The 15,771-nt window shown below is 68.3% G+C and carries 21 protein-coding genes, 1 tRNA gene and 1 pseudogene; 6 read left to right on the top strand and 17 right to left on the bottom strand.

What is annotated here, in order from left to right; genetic code table 11:
• From ACODRV_RS17335 to rimP, 4 genes are all read right to left on the bottom strand, one after another.
• A partial coding sequence (locus ACODRV_RS17335; RefSeq protein ID WP_488909168.1) for a translation initiation factor IF-2 associated domain-containing protein occupies positions 1 to 486 on the bottom strand: 486 nt, incomplete at its 3' end.
• Between the two features lie 88 nt (positions 487 to 574).
• Complete coding sequence (locus ACODRV_RS17330; protein ID WP_488909167.1) at positions 575 to 1,243, bottom strand: RNA-binding protein; 669 nt, start codon at positions 1,241 to 1,243, stop codon at positions 575 to 577.
• Positions 1,244 to 1,261: 18 nt separating this feature from the next.
• The gene (nusA, locus tag ACODRV_RS17325) at positions 1,262 to 2,992 is read right to left on the bottom strand and encodes a transcription termination factor NusA (protein ID WP_141627969.1); all 1,731 of its coding nucleotides are present in this window, start codon (positions 2,990 to 2,992) and stop codon (positions 1,262 to 1,264) included.
• A gap of 2 nt (positions 2,993 to 2,994) precedes the next feature.
• A complete protein-coding gene (rimP, locus tag ACODRV_RS17320) occupies positions 2,995 to 3,540 on the bottom strand; it encodes a ribosome maturation factor RimP (RefSeq protein WP_488909166.1) in 546 nt (181 codons plus the stop codon).
• A gap of 176 nt (positions 3,541 to 3,716) precedes the next feature.
• On the opposite strand from rimP, the gene ACODRV_RS17315 reads away from it, so the two are divergent.
• Positions 3,717 to 4,220, top strand: coding sequence for a protein-tyrosine phosphatase family protein (locus ACODRV_RS17315; protein WP_168196881.1), 504 nt, complete (start codon positions 3,717 to 3,719; stop codon positions 4,218 to 4,220).
• On the opposite strand, the gene ACODRV_RS17310 is transcribed toward ACODRV_RS17315, so the two are convergent.
• On the bottom strand, positions 4,208 to 4,720 hold the full coding sequence (locus tag ACODRV_RS17310) for a DUF1993 domain-containing protein (protein WP_141627966.1): 513 nt from the start codon (positions 4,718 to 4,720) through the stop codon (positions 4,208 to 4,210). The genes ACODRV_RS17315 and ACODRV_RS17310 overlap by 13 nt on opposite strands.
• Positions 4,721 to 4,803: 83 nt before the next feature.
• On the opposite strand from ACODRV_RS17310, the gene ACODRV_RS17305 reads away from it, so the two are divergent.
• Positions 4,804 to 5,355: a biotin transporter BioY gene (locus tag ACODRV_RS17305; protein ID WP_488909165.1), complete on the top strand. Its 552-nt coding sequence runs from the start codon at positions 4,804 to 4,806 to the stop codon at positions 5,353 to 5,355.
• 45 nt (positions 5,356 to 5,400) lie between these two features.
• On the opposite strand, the gene trmB is transcribed toward ACODRV_RS17305, so the two are convergent.
• From trmB to ACODRV_RS17265, 8 genes and pseudogenes are all read right to left on the bottom strand, one after another.
• Positions 5,401 to 6,111, bottom strand: a complete 711-nt coding sequence (gene trmB / locus ACODRV_RS17300; protein ID WP_141627964.1) for a tRNA (guanosine(46)-N7)-methyltransferase TrmB — start codon at positions 6,109 to 6,111, stop codon at positions 5,401 to 5,403.
• A 145-nt stretch (positions 6,112 to 6,256) separates the two neighbouring features.
• Positions 6,257 to 7,450, bottom strand: coding sequence for a methionine adenosyltransferase (metK, locus tag ACODRV_RS17295; protein WP_488909164.1), 1,194 nt, complete (start codon positions 7,448 to 7,450; stop codon positions 6,257 to 6,259).
• 52 nt (positions 7,451 to 7,502) lie between these two features.
• Entirely contained in the window at positions 7,503 to 7,967 is a 465-nt protein-coding gene (locus tag ACODRV_RS17290) for a hypothetical protein (protein WP_141627962.1), read from the bottom strand.
• A gap of 33 nt (positions 7,968 to 8,000) precedes the next feature.
• The gene (locus ACODRV_RS17285) at positions 8,001 to 8,126 is read right to left on the bottom strand and encodes a hypothetical protein (RefSeq protein WP_255431415.1); all 126 of its coding nucleotides are present in this window, start codon (positions 8,124 to 8,126) and stop codon (positions 8,001 to 8,003) included.
• A gap of 8 nt (positions 8,127 to 8,134) precedes the next feature.
• On the bottom strand, positions 8,135 to 8,395 hold the full coding sequence (locus ACODRV_RS17280; protein ID WP_240811677.1) for a hypothetical protein: 261 nt from the start codon (positions 8,393 to 8,395) through the stop codon (positions 8,135 to 8,137).
• A gap of 112 nt (positions 8,396 to 8,507) precedes the next feature.
• Positions 8,508 to 8,657 (bottom strand): annotated as a pseudogene (locus ACODRV_RS17275) (helix-turn-helix domain-containing protein); the annotation flags it as partial.
• A gap of 102 nt (positions 8,658 to 8,759) precedes the next feature.
• Positions 8,760 to 9,308 carry a phage tail protein gene (locus ACODRV_RS17270; RefSeq protein ID WP_141627960.1) on the bottom strand — a complete coding sequence of 183 codons (549 nt, stop codon included), beginning with the start codon at positions 9,306 to 9,308 and terminating at the stop codon, positions 8,760 to 8,762.
• Between the two features lie 74 nt (positions 9,309 to 9,382).
• A complete protein-coding gene (locus tag ACODRV_RS17265; protein WP_488909163.1) occupies positions 9,383 to 9,895 on the bottom strand; it encodes a GNAT family N-acetyltransferase in 513 nt (170 codons plus the stop codon).
• Positions 9,896 to 9,972: 77 nt separating this feature from the next.
• On the opposite strand from ACODRV_RS17265, the gene ACODRV_RS17260 reads away from it, so the two are divergent.
• Positions 9,973 to 10,284: a DUF6916 family protein gene (locus ACODRV_RS17260; protein WP_141627958.1), complete on the top strand. Its 312-nt coding sequence runs from the start codon at positions 9,973 to 9,975 to the stop codon at positions 10,282 to 10,284.
• Between the two features lie 173 nt (positions 10,285 to 10,457).
• Here ACODRV_RS17260 and ACODRV_RS17255 read toward each other — a convergent pair.
• From ACODRV_RS17255 to hemC, 3 genes are all read right to left on the bottom strand, one after another.
• Positions 10,458 to 10,533: transfer RNA gene (locus ACODRV_RS17255), tRNA-Thr, on the bottom strand.
• Between the two features lie 45 nt (positions 10,534 to 10,578).
• Positions 10,579 to 11,238 (bottom strand): uroporphyrinogen-III synthase, encoded by a 660-nt coding sequence (locus tag ACODRV_RS17250; RefSeq protein WP_488909162.1) that lies wholly within the window; start codon positions 11,236 to 11,238, stop codon positions 10,579 to 10,581.
• Positions 11,239 to 11,258: 20 nt separating this feature from the next.
• Positions 11,259 to 12,206 carry a hydroxymethylbilane synthase gene (gene hemC / locus ACODRV_RS17245; RefSeq protein WP_488909161.1) on the bottom strand — a complete coding sequence of 316 codons (948 nt, stop codon included), beginning with the start codon at positions 12,204 to 12,206 and terminating at the stop codon, positions 11,259 to 11,261.
• 42 nt (positions 12,207 to 12,248) lie between these two features.
• Here hemC and tsaD point away from each other — a divergent pair, with 42 nt between their 5' ends.
• Genes tsaD through ACODRV_RS17230 form a run of 3 tightly spaced genes read left to right on the top strand, consistent with a single transcriptional unit; the run spans position 12,249 to position 14,777 of the window.
• A complete protein-coding gene (gene tsaD, locus ACODRV_RS17240; RefSeq protein ID WP_141627956.1) occupies positions 12,249 to 13,385 on the top strand; it encodes a tRNA (adenosine(37)-N6)-threonylcarbamoyltransferase complex transferase subunit TsaD in 1,137 nt (378 codons plus the stop codon).
• A gap of 16 nt (positions 13,386 to 13,401) precedes the next feature.
• On the top strand, positions 13,402 to 14,400 hold the full coding sequence (locus ACODRV_RS17235; protein WP_488909160.1) for an NAD(P)H-dependent glycerol-3-phosphate dehydrogenase: 999 nt from the start codon (positions 13,402 to 13,404) through the stop codon (positions 14,398 to 14,400).
• Entirely contained in the window at positions 14,397 to 14,777 is a 381-nt protein-coding gene (locus tag ACODRV_RS17230) for a Rieske (2Fe-2S) protein (protein WP_488909169.1), read from the top strand. Before ACODRV_RS17235 ends, ACODRV_RS17230 begins: the two co-directional genes overlap by 4 nt.
• On the opposite strand, the gene ACODRV_RS17225 is transcribed toward ACODRV_RS17230, so the two are convergent.
• Positions 14,778 to 15,521, bottom strand: coding sequence for a class I SAM-dependent methyltransferase (locus ACODRV_RS17225; protein WP_488909159.1), 744 nt, complete (start codon positions 15,519 to 15,521; stop codon positions 14,778 to 14,780).
• Positions 15,522 to 15,771: the final 250 nt, after the last annotated feature.

The raw sequence follows: 15,771 nt of genomic DNA, 5'->3' as shown, positions 1-15,771 counted from the left end.
GGCCTCGGCGGCGGCGCAGGCGGCGGCGGCTTCAGCCTGGGCGGCGCTGGCGGCGGCCTCGGCGGCGGCGGCCTGCTCACGAGCGGCGGCGTCCTTGCGGGCGCGTTCCTCGGCGGCGGCGCGCTCACGCTCGGCGTTCTGCTGGGTGGCCAGCTCGATCGCGCGGCGACGGGCTTCCTGTTCGGATTGCGACAGGTTGCCGTCCGCGGGCCCGGTCGGGCGCGGCGCTTGTGGTGCGGCAGCCGGTGCGGCGGCCGGACGGGCGACGTCGAAGCCCTGCGGACGCTGATGGCCGCCCGGGGTCGCGCCGACGCGGCGCTTGGTTTCGACAACCACGGTCTTGGTGCGGCCGTGGCTGAAGCTCTGGCGCACGGTGCCGGTCGAAACCGATCCCGCCGTCCGCGGCTTCAGGCTCAGCGGCGCGCGCGGCCCCGTCGAAGAGGGGGTCGTTTTGCCGTCGTTGGTCTTGTCGTTCTCGTCAGTCATCCGGTCGCTTTACTTTGGCTCGGGAAAGTCCCGGGCCCATCCAAACTTGATCGTCAAACACAAAAAGCCGTGCGGAACGCCGCCCCCCTCAGGGAGCGGAACCCCGCCCGTCTGAATTTCCATCCGGGGCCTCAGCCGCCTCGTCGCCCCACTCCGGGGGCGTCAACGGTCGAAATCCCGCCAGTCTCTCGACCTCAAAGGTCCAGCGATCGGCCCGCCCGCCCTCCAGCAGGACGGCGTGTATCGCATTTTCCAGCCCAAGGGCCAAACCCAAATCGTCAGCGCTGAAGACCCCGCACACCCGGGGCGGCGGTATCTGATGTCTGGCGAGGGCCAGAAGCTTGCCTCGTCCGTCGGCGGAACCGTCCGCCGCCTCGACGATCCATGCGGCCCTTCCGGAGCGGATCGCGGCGGCCGATTTTTCGAAGCCAGAGATAAGCGCGCCTTCGCGCCGGGCAAGACCCAGCTGCTCCAGACAGCGTTTCATCAGCAGCGATTCCACCAGATCGGGCAGATCGGCGGTGGGTTTCAGCGGGGCTTTCGCCGCGCGGCTGAACAGATTTTTCTTCACCGCCGTGGCGATGGAGGCGCGGTCTGCGGCGACCCACAGGCCGCGACCGGGCAGTTTGCGCGCCAGGTCGGGGGCGACCCCGCCGTCAGGAGCGGCGACGAAACGGATCAGACGAGATTCATCCATGACCTGGTGCGTGACCAGGTCCCGGCGGTCTCTATCGATCGTTGCGTCGCGCAAGCTCATGAACGGCGGGGGCTCCCATCACGCGTTTTCGGGCTGATCGGCGTCGTCCGCCGGAGCCTCTTCGGACGCTTCGTCCGACGGGGTGTTCGAGAAGACGGAGTCGGCGTCGTATTCGCCCTCGGCGTATTCTTCCTCGTATTCCGGCTCGGGCTCCGGCTGCGGCAGTTCCGAGGCGTCGATCCAGCCGGCGGCCACGCGGGCCTGCAGGATCAGCAGCTCGGCGTCTTCCTGCGCCAGGTTGAAGCTTTCCAGAACGCCCGGAACCTTCACACGCTCGCCGTTGCGGACTTCATAGCCGCCGCGGATTTCGTCGGTGGCCAGATCGGCCAGATCCTCGACGGTCTTCACCCCGCCTTCGCCCAGGGCGACGGTCATGGCCAGGGTCACGCCCGGCACGTCCAGCAGGCCGTCCTCGACACCCAGCTCCTTGCGCTTGGCGTCCAGCTCGGCGGCCTTGCGATCGAGGAATTCACGGGCGCGGGTCTGCAATTCCTCGGCGGTATCCTCGTCGAAGCCCTCGATCTCGGAGATTTCATAGGGTTCGACGAAGGCCAGATCCTCGACCGTGGCGAAGCCTTCGGTGACCAGCAGCTGGGCGATGACCTCGTCCACGTCCAGGGCTTCCTGGAACAGGGCGGTGCGCTCGGTGAACTCGCGCTGGCGGCGCTCGGAGTCCTGCGACTCCGTGATGATGTCGATCTGCCAGCCGGTCAGTTGCGAGGCCAGGCGGACATTCTGGCCGCGGCGGCCAATGGCCAGCGACAGCTGTTCGTCCGGGACCACGACCTCAACGCGGTCGGCTTCCTCGTCCAGCACCACCTTCGACACTTCGGCGGGGGCGAGGGCGTTCACGATGAACGTCGGCTCGTCGTTGTTCCACTGGATGATGTCGATCTTCTCGCCCTGCAGTTCGGCGACGACCGCCTGAACGCGCGAGCCGCGCATGCCGACGCAGGCGCCGACGGGGTCGATGGACGAGTCGTTCGACAGCACGGCCATCTTGGCGCGCGAACCGGCGTCGCGGGCGGCGGCGCGGATTTCGATCACGCCGTCGTACACTTCCGGCACTTCCTGCGCGAACAGCTTGGCCATAAAGCCGGGGTGCGAGCGCGACAGCATGACCTGCGGGCCCTTCGCCTCGGGGCGGACGTCGTAGATGTAGGTGCGGATGCGGTCGCCGATGTTGAAGGCTTCGCGCGGGATCGAGTCGTTGCGGCGCATGATGCCTTCGCCACGGCCCAGATCGACGATGGTATTGCCGTATTCGACGCGCTTGACGGTGCCGTTGACGATCTCGCCGACACGGTCCTTGAACTCTTCGTACTGGTTGGCGCGTTCGGCCTCGCGGACCTTCCCGGTCACGACCTGGCGGGCCATCTGGGTCTGCACGCGACCGAATTCGAACGGCGGCAGGTTTTCGACGTATTCCTTGCCGACCTCGGCTTCCGGATCGCGCTTCGAGGCGTCCGTCAGGCGCACCATGGCGCTGTCGTTGAACTCTTCCAGCTCGTCTTCCGGCTGCCAGTCGTCGGCCACGATGGTGACGTGACGGGTCAGGGTCAGTTCGCCGGTCTTCGGATCGATCTTGGCGCGGATGTCGTGGTGCGCGCCATAGCGGGCCTTGGCGCCCTTCTGGATCGCTTCCTCGATCGCCTCGATGACGATCTCCTTGTCGATGTTCTTCTCGCGCGCCACCGCATCGGCGATGTGCAGCAGCTCAAGACGGTTCGCGGAAACGCCAACGGCCATGTTCAGTCCTCGGTCTCGGTCAGAGTGTCGTCGTTACGGGCGGCGCGCTTTTCGGCGCCCGCCTTCATCAGTTCGTCGGTCAGCACCAGCTTGGCGTCGACCAGCCATTCGAACGGGATCAGGGCGGTGTCGTCCTCCCCTTCCAGATCGATGGCGATATTGTTGTCTTCGGTCCCGGCCAGCACGCCCTTGAAGCGCTTGCGGCCCTCGACCATCCGGTCCGTCTCCAGACGCGCCTCATAGCCTTCGAACAGGTCGAAGTCGCTCAGGCGGGTCAGCGGGCGGTCGATGCCCGGCGACGAGACTTCCAGAAGATACTCTCCCGCGATCGGATCGGCGGCGTCGAACACCTCCGACACGGCGCGGCTCAGACGGGCGCATTCCTCGACCGCGATGTCGTGGTCGCTGGCGCGCTCGGCCATGATCTGCAGACGCCGCCGCTGGGTGCCGCCCATCAGGCGCACGCGCACGACCTCGAGACCCAGGCTTTCAGCGATGGGTTCGATCAGCTCAAGCAGCTGGCGGTCTTCGGCGGTCCTGGCCTTCAAGCGGCGTGTACTCCGGGCAAAACAAAAGCGGCTGGCCGTCCGGGCCGCCGCTTCAAACGGCGCCGTTAGGAGCCGGTCTAACGATGTGGAGCGGCATATAGACCCGCATGAGGGGTTTGTCAGCCCTGATAATACCGGATTGCCTTCCCCATGGGGCGACGGCAGAAACACCCTCGATGAAAGTTTACTGGATCGGTCTCGACACGCCCGGGCGTCTCGGCGTGTCGCGCAAGCCTGACGGCGGCGACGCCCTCGATGAACAGATGGCCCACCTGCATCGCGGCATGGTCGACCATGTCGTCAGCATGCTGGAACCGGCCGAGGCCGCCGGGTTCGGTCTGACCGAGGAAGGCGCGGCCGCTGAACGGCACGGCGTCGGCTTCTACAACTTCCCCATCGTCGACCACGGCGTGCCCGGTGATGTGGAGCACTACGCCCGCGTCGCCCGCGCCATCGACGGCCGTCTCCGGTCGGGTCAGGCCATCGTCATCCACTGCCGCGCCGGACTGGGCCGCGCCCCGTCACTGGCCATCTGCGCCCTGATCGCGGGCGGCATGAACGCGGACGAGGCCGTCCTGCGCGTCGGTCGGGCCCGGGGTCGCCCCGTGCCGGAGACCGACGACCAGTACGCCTTCATCCAGGCCTTCGCCGCCCGCCTGAAGGCCGATCAGGCCGCCTGAAGCAGGGCCAGCCGGCCCAGATAGTCGCGCTTGCCCAGCGCCACGCCCCGGTTGCGCAGGATCGCGTAGGCCGTGGTGACGTGGAAGTAGAAGTTCGGGATGGCGAAGCTGGTCAGATAGCCCATGCCCTCGAAGTCCAGCTCCACGCCCGGGAAGCGCAACTCGACCCGGCGCGTCTCGCCGCCCTCGAACGCCGCGGCGTCCACGCCTTCGATAAAGGCGATCGACAGGGCGATGGTCGCCTTCAGCTCGGCCAGCGTCGTTTCGCTGTCGTCCGTCTTCGGCCAGGCCTGACCGGTCAGGCGGGCCACGGCGCTGCGCCCCGAGAAGGCGGCCATGCGGATCTGGGCCGGGAAGGGCAGCATGTCCGGCGCCAGCCGCGCCTCCATCAGCTCGTTCTCGTCCAGTCCGGCCTCGATGGCCTTGTCGATCAGGTGGGACAGGCTGTTCAGACCGCGCACGAAGACGGGCGAGGCGATGTCCTGAAGCGAAAGGGTCACGGCGTTTCTCCGGTATGATTTCGGCGGTTACTGCGCCGCTTCAGGTGCGAACGCCAGCGCTGACTTGCCGGATGAAGGCCGGCGTGGTTCGGGAATCTATGCGCGCCCTGATCTCCGCCGTTTTGATCCTCGCCTTCGCCGCCCTGATGGCGCTCTGCGCGCAGATCACCGTGCCCATGACGCCGGTGTCGATGACGATGCAGACCTTCGCGATCCTGCTGGCGGGCGCGGTCCTCGGACCCGGGCGCGGGACGGCTTCGGTTCTGCTCTATCTGGCGCTCGGGGCGGCGAGCCTGCCGGTCCTGTCGGACGGTGCTTCAGGTCTGGAGCATTTCGTGGGATCGACAGCGGGGTATCTGTTCGCCTTTCCGCTGGCTGCCGCCATGGTCGGTCTGCTCTACGACAGGGCGGGCGGCCTGCTCGCCCGTTTCGGCCTGATGCTGGCCGCCCACGTCCTGATCCTGACGCTCGGCGCAGGCTGGCTGGCGACCGACATCGGCCTGTCCGCAGCGCTCGAACACGGCGTCACGCCCTTCCTGATCGGTATGGCGGTGAAGTCGGCGCTCGTCGTGGCGGCGGCTGCCGCGTTGCGGCGGTGGGTGAAGAGTGAGCGCAGAAGTGAGCATACGCGCTGAGCTCACGTCCTGCTCACGCCTCTGCTCACTCTTCACCTGCTTGCCTCACCCCGCTTTCACGAACTCCAGGAACAGCGGCTCCGTGTCGCCCAGCTTCTTCTCTTCGTAGCGGGTGACGACGTGGTCCTCCGGCGCGGTCTTCCAGTCGGCGGCGCGGTCGGCCGTCCATTCCAGGCCCGGCGTGCGCTCCAGACGCTCCAGCGCCCATTCGGCATAGTCCTTCCAGTCCGTCACGAACCGCAGGCGACCGCCCGACTTCAGCAAGCGTGCGATCTCGGCGGCGCTTTCGTCCTGGATCAGCCGACGCTTGTTGTGACGAGCCTTGTGCCAGGGGTCGGGGAACAGGATCATCACCCGGTCCAGCGAGGCGTCCGGCAGGGCCTTCATCACATCGCGCGCGTCATCGGCGTGGATGCGCACATTCTTCAGATCGCCGTCCTCGATGTGACGCAGGGCCGAGCCGACGCCGTTCAGGAAGGGCTCGCAGCCGATCATCAGCGCGTCCGGATGCCGCGCCGCCTGCGCCGCCAGATGCTCGCCGCCGCCGAAGCCGATCTCCAGCCAGACTTCCTTCGCGCCGGGCATCAGGGCCTGCGGATCAATCGGTCCGTTCGCCGGATCGGGAACGCTGATCGTCGGCAGCAGGGTATCGAACAGCGCCGCCTGACGCGGCTTGAGCGTGCGCGACTTGATGCGCCCGAACGAGCGCAGCGGGCCCCAGGTGGGGGTGTTGGAGGTGTCGTTATCGGAGGCCATGGCGGGGCGTATAGCGGCTGAAGAGGGGGAAGGCAGCAGGGAACAGGCAGATAGGCAGTAGGCAGTAGGCAAAGCGCGGGGCCAATGCGAAGGGCCGCGACGTTTCCGCCGCGGCCCTACTGCCTATTGCCTACTGCCTCTCGCCTCAGGCAAGCGCCTTCAGCTTCTCGACCAGATCCGTCTTCTCCCAGGAGAAGCCGCCCTCGGCGTCCGGCTCGCGGCCGAAGTGGCCATAGGCGGCGGTGCGGGCGTAGATCGGCTTGTTAAGGCCCAGATGCTCCCGGATGGCGCGCGGGGTCGCGCCGCCGATCAGGCCCAGAATGTTGTCCTCCAGCAACGCCTCGGAAATCTTGCCGGTGCCGTGCAGGTCGACGTGGATCGACTGCGGCTCGGCCACGCCGATGGCGTAGCTGATCTGGATGGTGCAGCGGTCGGCCAGACCGGCGGCCACCACGTTCTTCGCCAGATAGCGGCAGGCGTAGGCGGCCGAGCGGTCCACCTTGGTCGGGTCCTTGCCCGAGAAGGCGCCGCCGCCGTGGGGCGCCGCGCCGCCGTAGGTGTCGACGATGATCTTGCGGCCGGTCAGGCCGGTGTCGCCGTCCGGTCCGCCGATCTCGAAGATGCCGGTCGGATTGATGTGCCAGACGGTCTCATTGGTGATGAAGCCCTGCGGCAGCACGCTTTCAACCACCGGCTTCACCACGGCGGCGACTTCGGCCTGGGTCTTGCCCTTGGCGTGCTGGGTCGAGACGACGATGGAGGTCGCCCGCACCGGCTTGCCGTCCTCATAGTGCAGGGTCACCTGCGACTTGGCGTCCGGCTCCAGGATCGAACCGCCCGCGTGACGTAGCGCGGCCAGCTCCTTCAGGATGCGGTGGCTGTAGGCCAGGGTCGCCGGCATCAGCTCCGGGGTTTCGTTCGACGCATAGCCGAACATGATGCCCTGATCGCCGGCGCCCTCGTCCTTGGTGCCTTCGGCGTCCACCCCCACCGCGATGTCGGCCGACTGGCCGTGCAGATGGTTCTGGAACTCGAAGGTGTCCCAGTGGAACTGGTCCTGCTCATAGCCAATGTCGCGCACGGCGGCGCGGACGGCGGCCTCGATCTCGGCCTCGATGCCGGGGGCCCACTGGCCGTCCTTGCCCATGATGCCGTGGCCGCGGATTTCACCGGCCAGCACCACCAGATTGGTCGTCGTCAGGGTCTCGCACGCCACCCGCGCTTCCGGGTCCCTGGACAGGAACAGGTCCACCACGGTGTCGGAGATGCGGTCGGCGACCTTGTCCGGATGGCCCTCGGAAACGCTCTCCGAAGTGAACAGGAAGGAAGTACGGGACAAGGCGGGCTCCTCAGCGACGGTCCGCCAAACATATAAAGGTATGTTTATATGTTCAAGTCGCCGGGCGTTCCGGTCGACGCCAGCGCGCTTCGTTGCTGGCGGGACGTTCTCCGGCCATCCACCGCTCCAGCACGCCGGCGGCCAGACACAGGATCAGTAACACCCCGATGCCCCAGCGGGAGGCGACATCCATCCGGACGTGCGCCTGCTCCAGATGGGGCGTCATGAACATCAGGGCGTGGGCGATCATCGTCAGTCCGGCGAAAGCCGCCGCCGCGAGGGTCCACCAGCGATCCCGACGCAGGGCCAGCCACACCAGGGCGCCGCACAGAGCCAGATCCACCAACGCCTCGCCCAGCCGAAACTGGTTCACGGTCAGGGGCTGCACCATCAGACTGGCGACGAAGGCCAGCACGAAGATGGCCACGCCGGCCCGTTCGGTATGCCCGCCGCGCATCCAGGCGACAGCGAAGACCAGCAGGCTCAGCAACAGGTAGAAGATTTGAAAGGGCGCCATGGCTCCTCCAGTCGGCGGAGCCCCCGAACGACCCTAGCGGGCCGACGTCGGGGGAGCGCCTTGCATGACGGTTTCGTCGATCACCCGGACCTGACGTTGATAGGCCACGATGCTGTCGGCGATCGCCCGCATCATCACCGCCGCCAGCACCAGCATCACAACGATGATCAGGATGCGGACGCCCCAATTGCGCGGCGGGGGGCGGTATCCGAGGCGGGGCTCTGCGCGCCCACCTGCGCCATGACCCAGCCCGCGCTCAGCACCTGCTGCAGCAGTTCCCGCGGGCTCGCCCGTTCGGCGTCCGCCGCCAGCCCCCGCATCAGGTGCGCCCGCACCGGGTCGCTCTCGCCCAGCGTGCTGAACCCGTCCAGCGCCGCTTCCAGATCCTCCCAGGTCCACTGGGGTAGGGGCCGTTTCTGCGAAATCATCGTCTGCCTCCCTGACGTCAGGGGCAGAAAACGCAGCGGAAAGGGAGCCGCCAATGGGGTCTTTCGTATCCTCTGGTACTTTTCGTTCCAGAAGCGCCAGGGCCGCCTTGCGCCGGTTCACGCCCAGACGGCGGCAGGCCTCATGCACATGTTTCTTGACGGTGGCTTCCGACAGACCCAACCGGGCGGCGATCTCCTTGTCGGTCAGGAAGGCTGTAAGCCTTAGACATTCTTCCTGGCGCGCGCTGAGGCCTGGCGACATGGACCGCTCCGATACTGCGGTCTTGCTAGGCCGTTCAGGGCGGGGCGTCCAGATCAGCCGTCATGCCGACGGCCGATCTGTCGCAATGTGTGGCGCCGATCGTCAGTTCCGGCTCGGATAGATGCCGTACAGGGCGATCGAATAGTTGACCGCCAGGGTCGGCTGCAGAATCGAGATCGGCTGGTTGCCGCCCGACACGCCGCAGGTCTGTGGGTGCAGCACGGTGTTGGGCGCGGCCGGAGCGTAGATATTCACCGTAACCGCATCGCCGTTGGTCGGGTCGGAGCCGTTGGCGTCAGCGATGGCCACGCCGGTGGTGGGGACGTTCACGGTCGCGGCCGTGTTGTTCACCGAGATCGGGTGGTTGTGCGCCGGCATGTTCAGGATGCTGATGCTGGTGGTTTCGGTCCCGCTGGCCTCGCCGATCGTATAGGCCGACAGGCCCGGACCCTGCCCCATGCCCACCGGCAGGCGGCTCTGCATGTTGGGAAGCAGGAAGTTGGTCGTGCCGTTGCCGCCGTAATAGGTGCCCAGCAGCGAGAACAGTGCGGTATTCTGTTGAACGGCGATCTGCTGGCCGTTGCACAGAGCCCAGTTGTGCGGCGCGAAATTGAAGCCGAACGTCATGATGGTGCCGACAAAGACATCCATGGATTTTCCCTCCTGATCGGTCTTCGCAACGCGCGAATTTTATCGATCACACAACCATGGCATAGCTTTTGGAGTCAGGCTATGTCCGGCGTAACGGTGATACCCGTTCTCAACCGGGCGACGACCTGCGCGGCGCCCGGCTGCGCGGTCAAGGTGAAGCCGGCGCCGCTGAACAGGCCCAGGGATGCGGTGTTGGTGACGAAGATGTGGGCGGTCGCGTCCTGCCCGCCGGCCCGCGCTTCCGCCGCGACGCGCTCCAGAAGCGCAACCCCGACCCCGCGCCTGCGCCACCGCGGCGCCGTGGCGATCTCGACCACATGCAGAGCCCCGTCCCGGATCGCCGTCAGCAGGACCGCGACCGGCGCGTCCCCGATCTGTCCGACCCGTCGCCGCAGGTCCGGAAAACTGTGCTCCAGCATCATCGCCCTTGACCGCATCTGCATCTCCAGCAACGGCCCGGCCTCAACCCCCGGCGGCGCGCCCAGATTTTCCGCCAGATGGATCCGCGCCAGCGCCTCCATGAAGTCCGCGTCGGCCGGACCCGCGTCGCGCAGATCAACTTCGGGTAAGGGTCTGGAATATTTCATGCCTTCAGATTGCAGACCTCGCGCGAACATGCACCATGTGATCGCGCGCCCGACGAAGTGGCGCAGGGGAAGACGCCATGTCCGTTGAATCGCCGCCGATGCTGTTGCAGGCCTATCACTTCACGCCCTTCGCGGGCCGTCAGTGGCTGGTCGACACCCAGCCCAAGGCCATAACCATCCAGCTGGATGAGGTCGAGAACCTGCGCGGCGGCATGCCCGGCGGGCGCGATCCCTTTGTCCTGATCTTCAGCACGCCCTGGGACACCCTGCTGGTCGAGGGCCACTACCTGATGCGTCCGGGCCAGGATGCCGAGGCCGTCTCCATCCACCTGATCCCCACGCAAACCGCCCCCGGCCCGCGCCGGAAATACCACGCGGTGTTCAACTAGGACGGTGGAGAAGGAAAGTGGTGCCGCTTAGGTGACTCGAACACGCGACCCCCTCATTACGAAGGCGAGCTCTCGTGAGGGCACTCCCCACTGCATACCCACGCAACTCCCAAGCCAAAGCGCCTTCCGGCTCATCCCGGCCGGGCGTCAAAGCTAGTGGTGCTCTGGAAAGGTGGTGCCGCTTGCGTGACTCGAACACGCGACCCCCTCATTACGAATGAGGTGCTCTACCAGCTGAGCTAAAGCGGCCTGTCGTCGGATCGGGTCTGTCCCGAGCCGCGCGAGAGGGGCTCTTTATACGTGAGGCGCGGGATTGCCAAGCGCCAGAAGCACGGCGGCGTCCGTCGGCTCGCCCGCGGTGCGGATTTCGGCGAATCCGGCCGCCGCCAGCGGGGCGGCCGCCGCCGCTGAAATGGCCACCGCCAGTCGTCCGGCGCCGCCGGTCCGGCCCAGCACACCGGCCACCGCCTGCGCCGCGCGAGGGGAGTGGACCAGAACGGCGTCGAAATCCGCGGGCGGCGTCGCCTTGGTCTCCGTCGCCTCATAGATCGGCAGGATCACCGTCTCGACCGCCCCGTTCAGCAGGGCGTCCAGATCGCCCGCCGGCTGACGCGCGCCGGGGACCAGAATACGGCCGGTCGCCTCGCCCGAGATCAGCCAGGCCAGGTCCGACAGGGCGCCGGAGGCCGAGGCGACAGTGGCGAACCCCGCCTGCCTCGCGCGTTCGGCCGTCGCGTCGCCCACCGCGAAGACGGGCAGGGACCGGTCGGCGCTCAGGTCGGCGAAGACGGCCACGCCGTTGGGGCTGGTGAAGGCGAGGGCCGTGATCCCGGTCAGGTCGGGCGCGGGCTGGAGGATCGGGCGAATCGCCAGAACCGGGGCGATCAGGGGCTCGAAACCGCGTGCGGCCAGTCGCGCCGCCGTGCGCGACGCGCCCGGCTCGGTCCGGGTCACCCAGACGCGGCGCAGGCCCGTCAGAGGTCGATCCTCTGGTCGCCGGCGGCGGCGTGCACCTCGGCGCCCAGCCGCAGGCCCAGCGCGCGGGCGACCGCTTCGGCGTCGGCGGCGCTGACGTCCACCATCTCGCCCGCCCGGCGCCAGCGCGCCGAGCCGTCCGGCGCCAGCATCTCGACCGTCAGCCGAAGGTGTCCCTCGCTGATTTCGGCATGGGCGCCGATGGCGGTGCGGCACGAGCCTTCCAGCGCGGTCATGGCGCCGCGTTCGGCGGCGACGGCGAGCGCGGTCAGCGGGTGATTCAGGGGCGCGACCCAGGCGGCGCTCTCGCCCTCGCGGGTCTGCAGGGCCAGTGCACCCTGGCCCGGCGCGGGCAGGAAGGCGTCCAGCGACAGCCGCTCGCGGATCACCTCATCGAAGCCCAGCCGGTTCAGGCCCGAGGTCGCCAGAAGGATGGCGTCGAAATCGCCGTCGGCCAGCCGCTTCAGCCGGGTGTCGACATTGCCGCGCAGCATCTCGATCTTCAGGTCGGGCCGCAGGGCCAGCGCCTGCGCCTGCCGCCGCAGCGAGGCGGTGCCCAGCACGGCGCCCGCCGGAAGCGCATCGAACGCGGCGAAATGGGTGCTGATGAAGGCGTCGCGCGGATCCTCGCGCTCGGGGATGGCGGCGATGCACAGGCCGGGCGGCTGCTCGGCCGGGACGTCCTTCATCGAGTGAACCGCAACATCGACACGGCCGTCCAGCAGCGCTTCCTCGATCTCCTTGGTGAACAGGGCCTTGCCCCCGATCTCGAGCAGGCGGCGGTCCTGCACCCGGTCCCCGGTGGTGACGATCTCGACCAGTGGCACGGCTTCGGCCAGATCGGCGTCGGCGACCCCCATGGCCCGGCCGATGGCGCGCTGCATCATCCCCGACTGGGTCAGGGCGAGCTTGGAGCGGCGGGTGCCGATGCGGATCGGAAAGGGCATGAGACGTTGCGCGGGTTCGACAGGGTCGCTACCTCGACCCGGATGACAGTTGGCGCGGACTATAGCAGCGAGCCGGGTCGGGCAACCGACGCGCGCGTCGCGGACCTGATCGTCCTGGGTCTGGAGACCAGCTGTGACGAGACCGCCGCCTCGGTCGTGCGCCTGTCGCCGGAGGGCGAAGCGACGGTCCTGTCGTCGGTGGTGCACAGCCAGATCGACGATCACGCGGCCTTCGGCGGCGTCGTGCCCGAGATCGCGGCCCGCAGTCACGTGGAAATGATCGACGGCGTCACCCGCCGCGCCATGGCCGAGGCCGGGCTCGATTATGACGGGCTGGACGGGGTCGCCGCCACCGCCGGGCCGGGCCTCGTCGGCGGGGTCATGGTCGGGCTCAGCTACGGCAAGGCCGTTGCGCTGGCCCGCGACCTGCCTCTGGTGGCGGTGAACCATCTGGAGGGCCACGCCGTCTCGGCCCGTCTGGGTCGGCCGGTCGCCTATCCCTTCCTGCTGCTGCTGGTCTCGGGCGGCCATTGCCAGTTGCTGGAGGTGCGCGGCGTCGGCGACATGACCCGGCTGGGCACCACCATCGACGATGCGGCGGGCGAGGCCTTCGACAAGATCGCCAAGGCGCTGGGCCTCGGCTACCCGGGCGGCCCGGCGCTGGAGAGGCTGGCGGCCTCCGGCGACGGGGCGCGTTTCGACCTGCCGCGGGCCCTGCTGGGCCGCAAGGATTGCGACTTCTCCTTCTCGGGCCTGAAGACCGCCGCTTCGCGCCTCGCCTCGACCTGCGAGACTGAGCAGGACAAGGCCGACCTCGCTGACGCCGTCCAGACCGCCATCGCTCGCCAGCTGGGCGAACGCTCGGACCGGGCGCTGAAGGAATATGCGGAACACAATTCCAGCCGCCTCTTTGTCGTCGCCGGCGGCGTGGCGGCGAACAGGACCGTCCGGGCCACGCTGGAGGCCGTCGCGACGAAAAACGGGTTCGACTTCCTCGCCCCGCCCATGGCCTATTGCACGGACAATGCGGCGATGATCGCTCTTGCGGGCGCCGAGCGTCTGCGGAAGGGTCTGGTGTCGGATATCGATACGGCGGCCCGCCCACGCTGGCCGCTGGATGAACAGAAGGCGCTCGCCGACCCGGCCCACAAGCCGGGCCGCAAGGGCGCGAAGGCTTAAGGGGCTGGGAGCGGGTATGGAATTCAGGCGGGCAGGGGTGATCGGCGGCGGCGCATGGGGCACGGCCCTGGCGCAGGTGGCCAATTGCGCCGGGCTGGACGTGCTGCTGCAGGCGCGTGAGCCCGACGTGGTCGAGAGCATCCGCGAGCGGCGGATCAACGAGGCCTTCCTGCCCGGCGTGACCCTGGGCGACCGGATCTCGGTCACGACCGAACTGGCCGATCTGGCCGACTGCGACGTCATTCTGGCCGTGCCGCCCGCCCAGCACATGCGCTCCACCCTGACGGCCTTCGCCCCCCATCACCGGGCGGACGTGCCGGTGGTGCTCTGCTCCAAGGGCATCGAGCGCGGCTCGCTGAAGCTGATGACGGACGTGCTGTCCGAGACCCTGCCCGAGGCGCCCATCGCCGTCCTGTCCGGGCCCAGTTTCGCGGGCGAGGTCGCGCGTGGTTTGCCCAGCGCGGTCACCTTGGCCTGTGCGGACGAGGCTCTGGGCGAAGCTCTGATGGCCTCCCTGTCGGCCCCGGCCTTCCGTCCGTATCTGGCGACCGATCTGATCGGCGCCGAGGTCGGCGGGGCCATCAAGAACGTGCTGGCCATCGCCTGCGGCATGAGCGAGGGCAAGGGGCTGGGCCGCAGCGCCCACGCCGCCATCATCACGCGCGGCTTCGCCGAAATGACCCGTCTGGGCGTCGCCCTGGGCGGTCAGGCCGAGACCGTCGCGGGTCTCTGCGGTCTGGGTGATCTGGTCCTCACCTGCTCCAGCCCGCAATCGCGCAACATGAGCCTCGGCCTCGCCCTCGGTCAGGGCCAGACCGTCGAACAGGCGCTGGCCGGGAAGCGCTCGGTCGCCGAAGGCTATGAATCCGCCCCCGCCGTGCGCGAACTGGCCGCGAAAATGGGCGTCGACATGCCCATCTCCCTCGCCGTCGCCGCCCTGCTCAGCGGCGAGACCACGGTGGATGAGGTCATCGACAACCTGCTGTCCCGCCCCCTGCGCGCCGAGCGCGACTGACCGTGTCCGGGATTCAGGCTGAGCGGAAGCGGGTCTGGAAGACCCCGCCCAACGTCGCCCTGTGCGCCGAGGATGACATCCCCGATCCCGGCTCGCGCGCCTTCGTGCTCCAGATCGGCGAGGCCTTCTTCCACGGCTTCGTCGTCCGCAAGGACGGTCAGGTCGCGGGCTACATCGACCGCTGCCCGCACGCCGGTTATCCGCTGGCGATGGAGCTGGACCGGTATCTGACTCCGGACGGCGCCCTGATCCTGTGCGGCTGGCACGGCGCTGTGTTCGAGCCCCTGACGGGGGTCTGCACGGGCGGTCCCTGCGCGGGTGGACGCCTGACACCCTGGCCGGTTCAGGCGACCAACGGGATCATCCGGACGGCCTGATCAGGCGGGCGCCTTCAGCAGGTACAGTCCGAACCCGATAAAGGGGCGGCCGAACTCCAGCACCATCTTCACCCGGTCGGCGACCGCCTGAACCGACGCCGCTTCCGGCGCATCCGCGTTCGTCGCCAGCCAGTGTCGCGCGGCGCTGTCCGCCGCCGCGGCATAGGCGTCAAACACCGCCTGCGGCGAGATTTCGGACCAGAGGACCTCGAACCCCGCGGCTCCGGCGGCGGCTTTCCAGTCTGAATCGTCCGTATACTGATTGGTGGCTTCCGCGATCTGCCTCAGCGGCCCCGGCGGTTCCGCGATCCAGACCAGATCCCCCCACAACAGGTATCCGCCGGGCGTCAGGCGGGTCTTCAGAAAGGCGAACCCCGCCTCGGGCGACGGCCGCCCTTCGCCGGTAATGTTGGTGGTCCCGAGGGCCGTGATCAGGTCCAGCGGCGGGAGGTCCGTCAGCACATCCGCCGCCGATCCGATGACCAGCTCGACCGCCGCGCCTGACGCCGCGATCCGCCCGGCGGCCAGCTCGGCCATGCCCGGATCATATTCGATGGCCGTCGTCGCAAGGCCGAAGGTCTGCGCCAACCGGATCGCCACGGTCGCATTGCCGGTCCCGACATCCGCCGCCCGCGCGCCGGGCGCCAGCCCCGCCCGCGCCACGGCGTCTTTCACGGTCGCGAGGGTCACCCCGTTGCAGACTTCCAGCGCCTCATAGGCGATGCGATTGTAGCTGGTGCTCATGGCGAAGGTTGTGACCCGGGCCGAGGGAGGGGGCAAGGTGTTCTGCCTGCGCTCACCTCTCCATTCGCCCTCAGGCGAATGGAGAGGACAGACCGGCGCGGCAGCGACGGTCAGGAGAGGGCGGCCCGGTGGTGGCCGGACAGGTCTCGAACACCGGTGTCGGCGGCTAACCGTCAAACGCCTGCGCCGCCCCCTTCCTGATCGCTGCGCGATCTGTCCTCCCCATCGCCTTGAAGCGGGCGATGGAGAG

Source organism: Brevundimonas sp. FG8 (assembly GCF_057808845.1).
The sequence above is the reverse complement of the archived record's forward strand: the minus strand, read 5'-3'. Positions and strand labels throughout refer to the sequence as shown.

What these genes read in the sequence shown, in the direction of transcription:
- ACODRV_RS17330 (WP_488909167.1), bottom strand. Translation starts at nt 1,243, where the DNA reads ATGAGCTTGCGCGACGCAACGATCGATAGAGACCGCCGGGACCTGGTC.
- nusA (WP_141627969.1), bottom strand. Translation starts at nt 2,992, where the DNA reads ATGGCCGTTGGCGTTTCCGCGAACCGTCTTGAGCTGCTGCACATCGCC.
- ACODRV_RS17315 (WP_168196881.1), top strand. Translation starts at nt 3,717, where the DNA reads ATGAAAGTTTACTGGATCGGTCTCGACACGCCCGGGCGTCTCGGCGTG.
- trmB (WP_141627964.1), bottom strand. Translation starts at nt 6,111, where the DNA reads ATGGCCTCCGATAACGACACCTCCAACACCCCCACCTGGGGCCCGCTG.
- ACODRV_RS17290 (WP_141627962.1), bottom strand. Translation starts at nt 7,967, where the DNA reads ATGGCGCCCTTTCAAATCTTCTACCTGTTGCTGAGCCTGCTGGTCTTC.
- ACODRV_RS17280 (WP_240811677.1), bottom strand. Translation starts at nt 8,395, where the DNA reads ATGATTTCGCAGAAACGGCCCCTACCCCAGTGGACCTGGGAGGATCTG.
- ACODRV_RS17270 (WP_141627960.1), bottom strand. Translation starts at nt 9,308, where the DNA reads ATGGATGTCTTTGTCGGCACCATCATGACGTTCGGCTTCAATTTCGCG.
- ACODRV_RS17265 (WP_488909163.1), bottom strand. Translation starts at nt 9,895, where the DNA reads ATGAAATATTCCAGACCCTTACCCGAAGTTGATCTGCGCGACGCGGGT.
- ACODRV_RS17260 (WP_141627958.1), top strand. Translation starts at nt 9,973, where the DNA reads ATGTCCGTTGAATCGCCGCCGATGCTGTTGCAGGCCTATCACTTCACG.
- hemC (WP_488909161.1), bottom strand. Translation starts at nt 12,206, where the DNA reads ATGCCCTTTCCGATCCGCATCGGCACCCGCCGCTCCAAGCTCGCCCTG.
- tsaD (WP_141627956.1), top strand. Translation starts at nt 12,249, where the DNA reads ATGACAGTTGGCGCGGACTATAGCAGCGAGCCGGGTCGGGCAACCGAC.
- ACODRV_RS17235 (WP_488909160.1), top strand. Translation starts at nt 13,402, where the DNA reads ATGGAATTCAGGCGGGCAGGGGTGATCGGCGGCGGCGCATGGGGCACG.
- ACODRV_RS17225 (WP_488909159.1), bottom strand. Translation starts at nt 15,521, where the DNA reads ATGAGCACCAGCTACAATCGCATCGCCTATGAGGCGCTGGAAGTCTGC.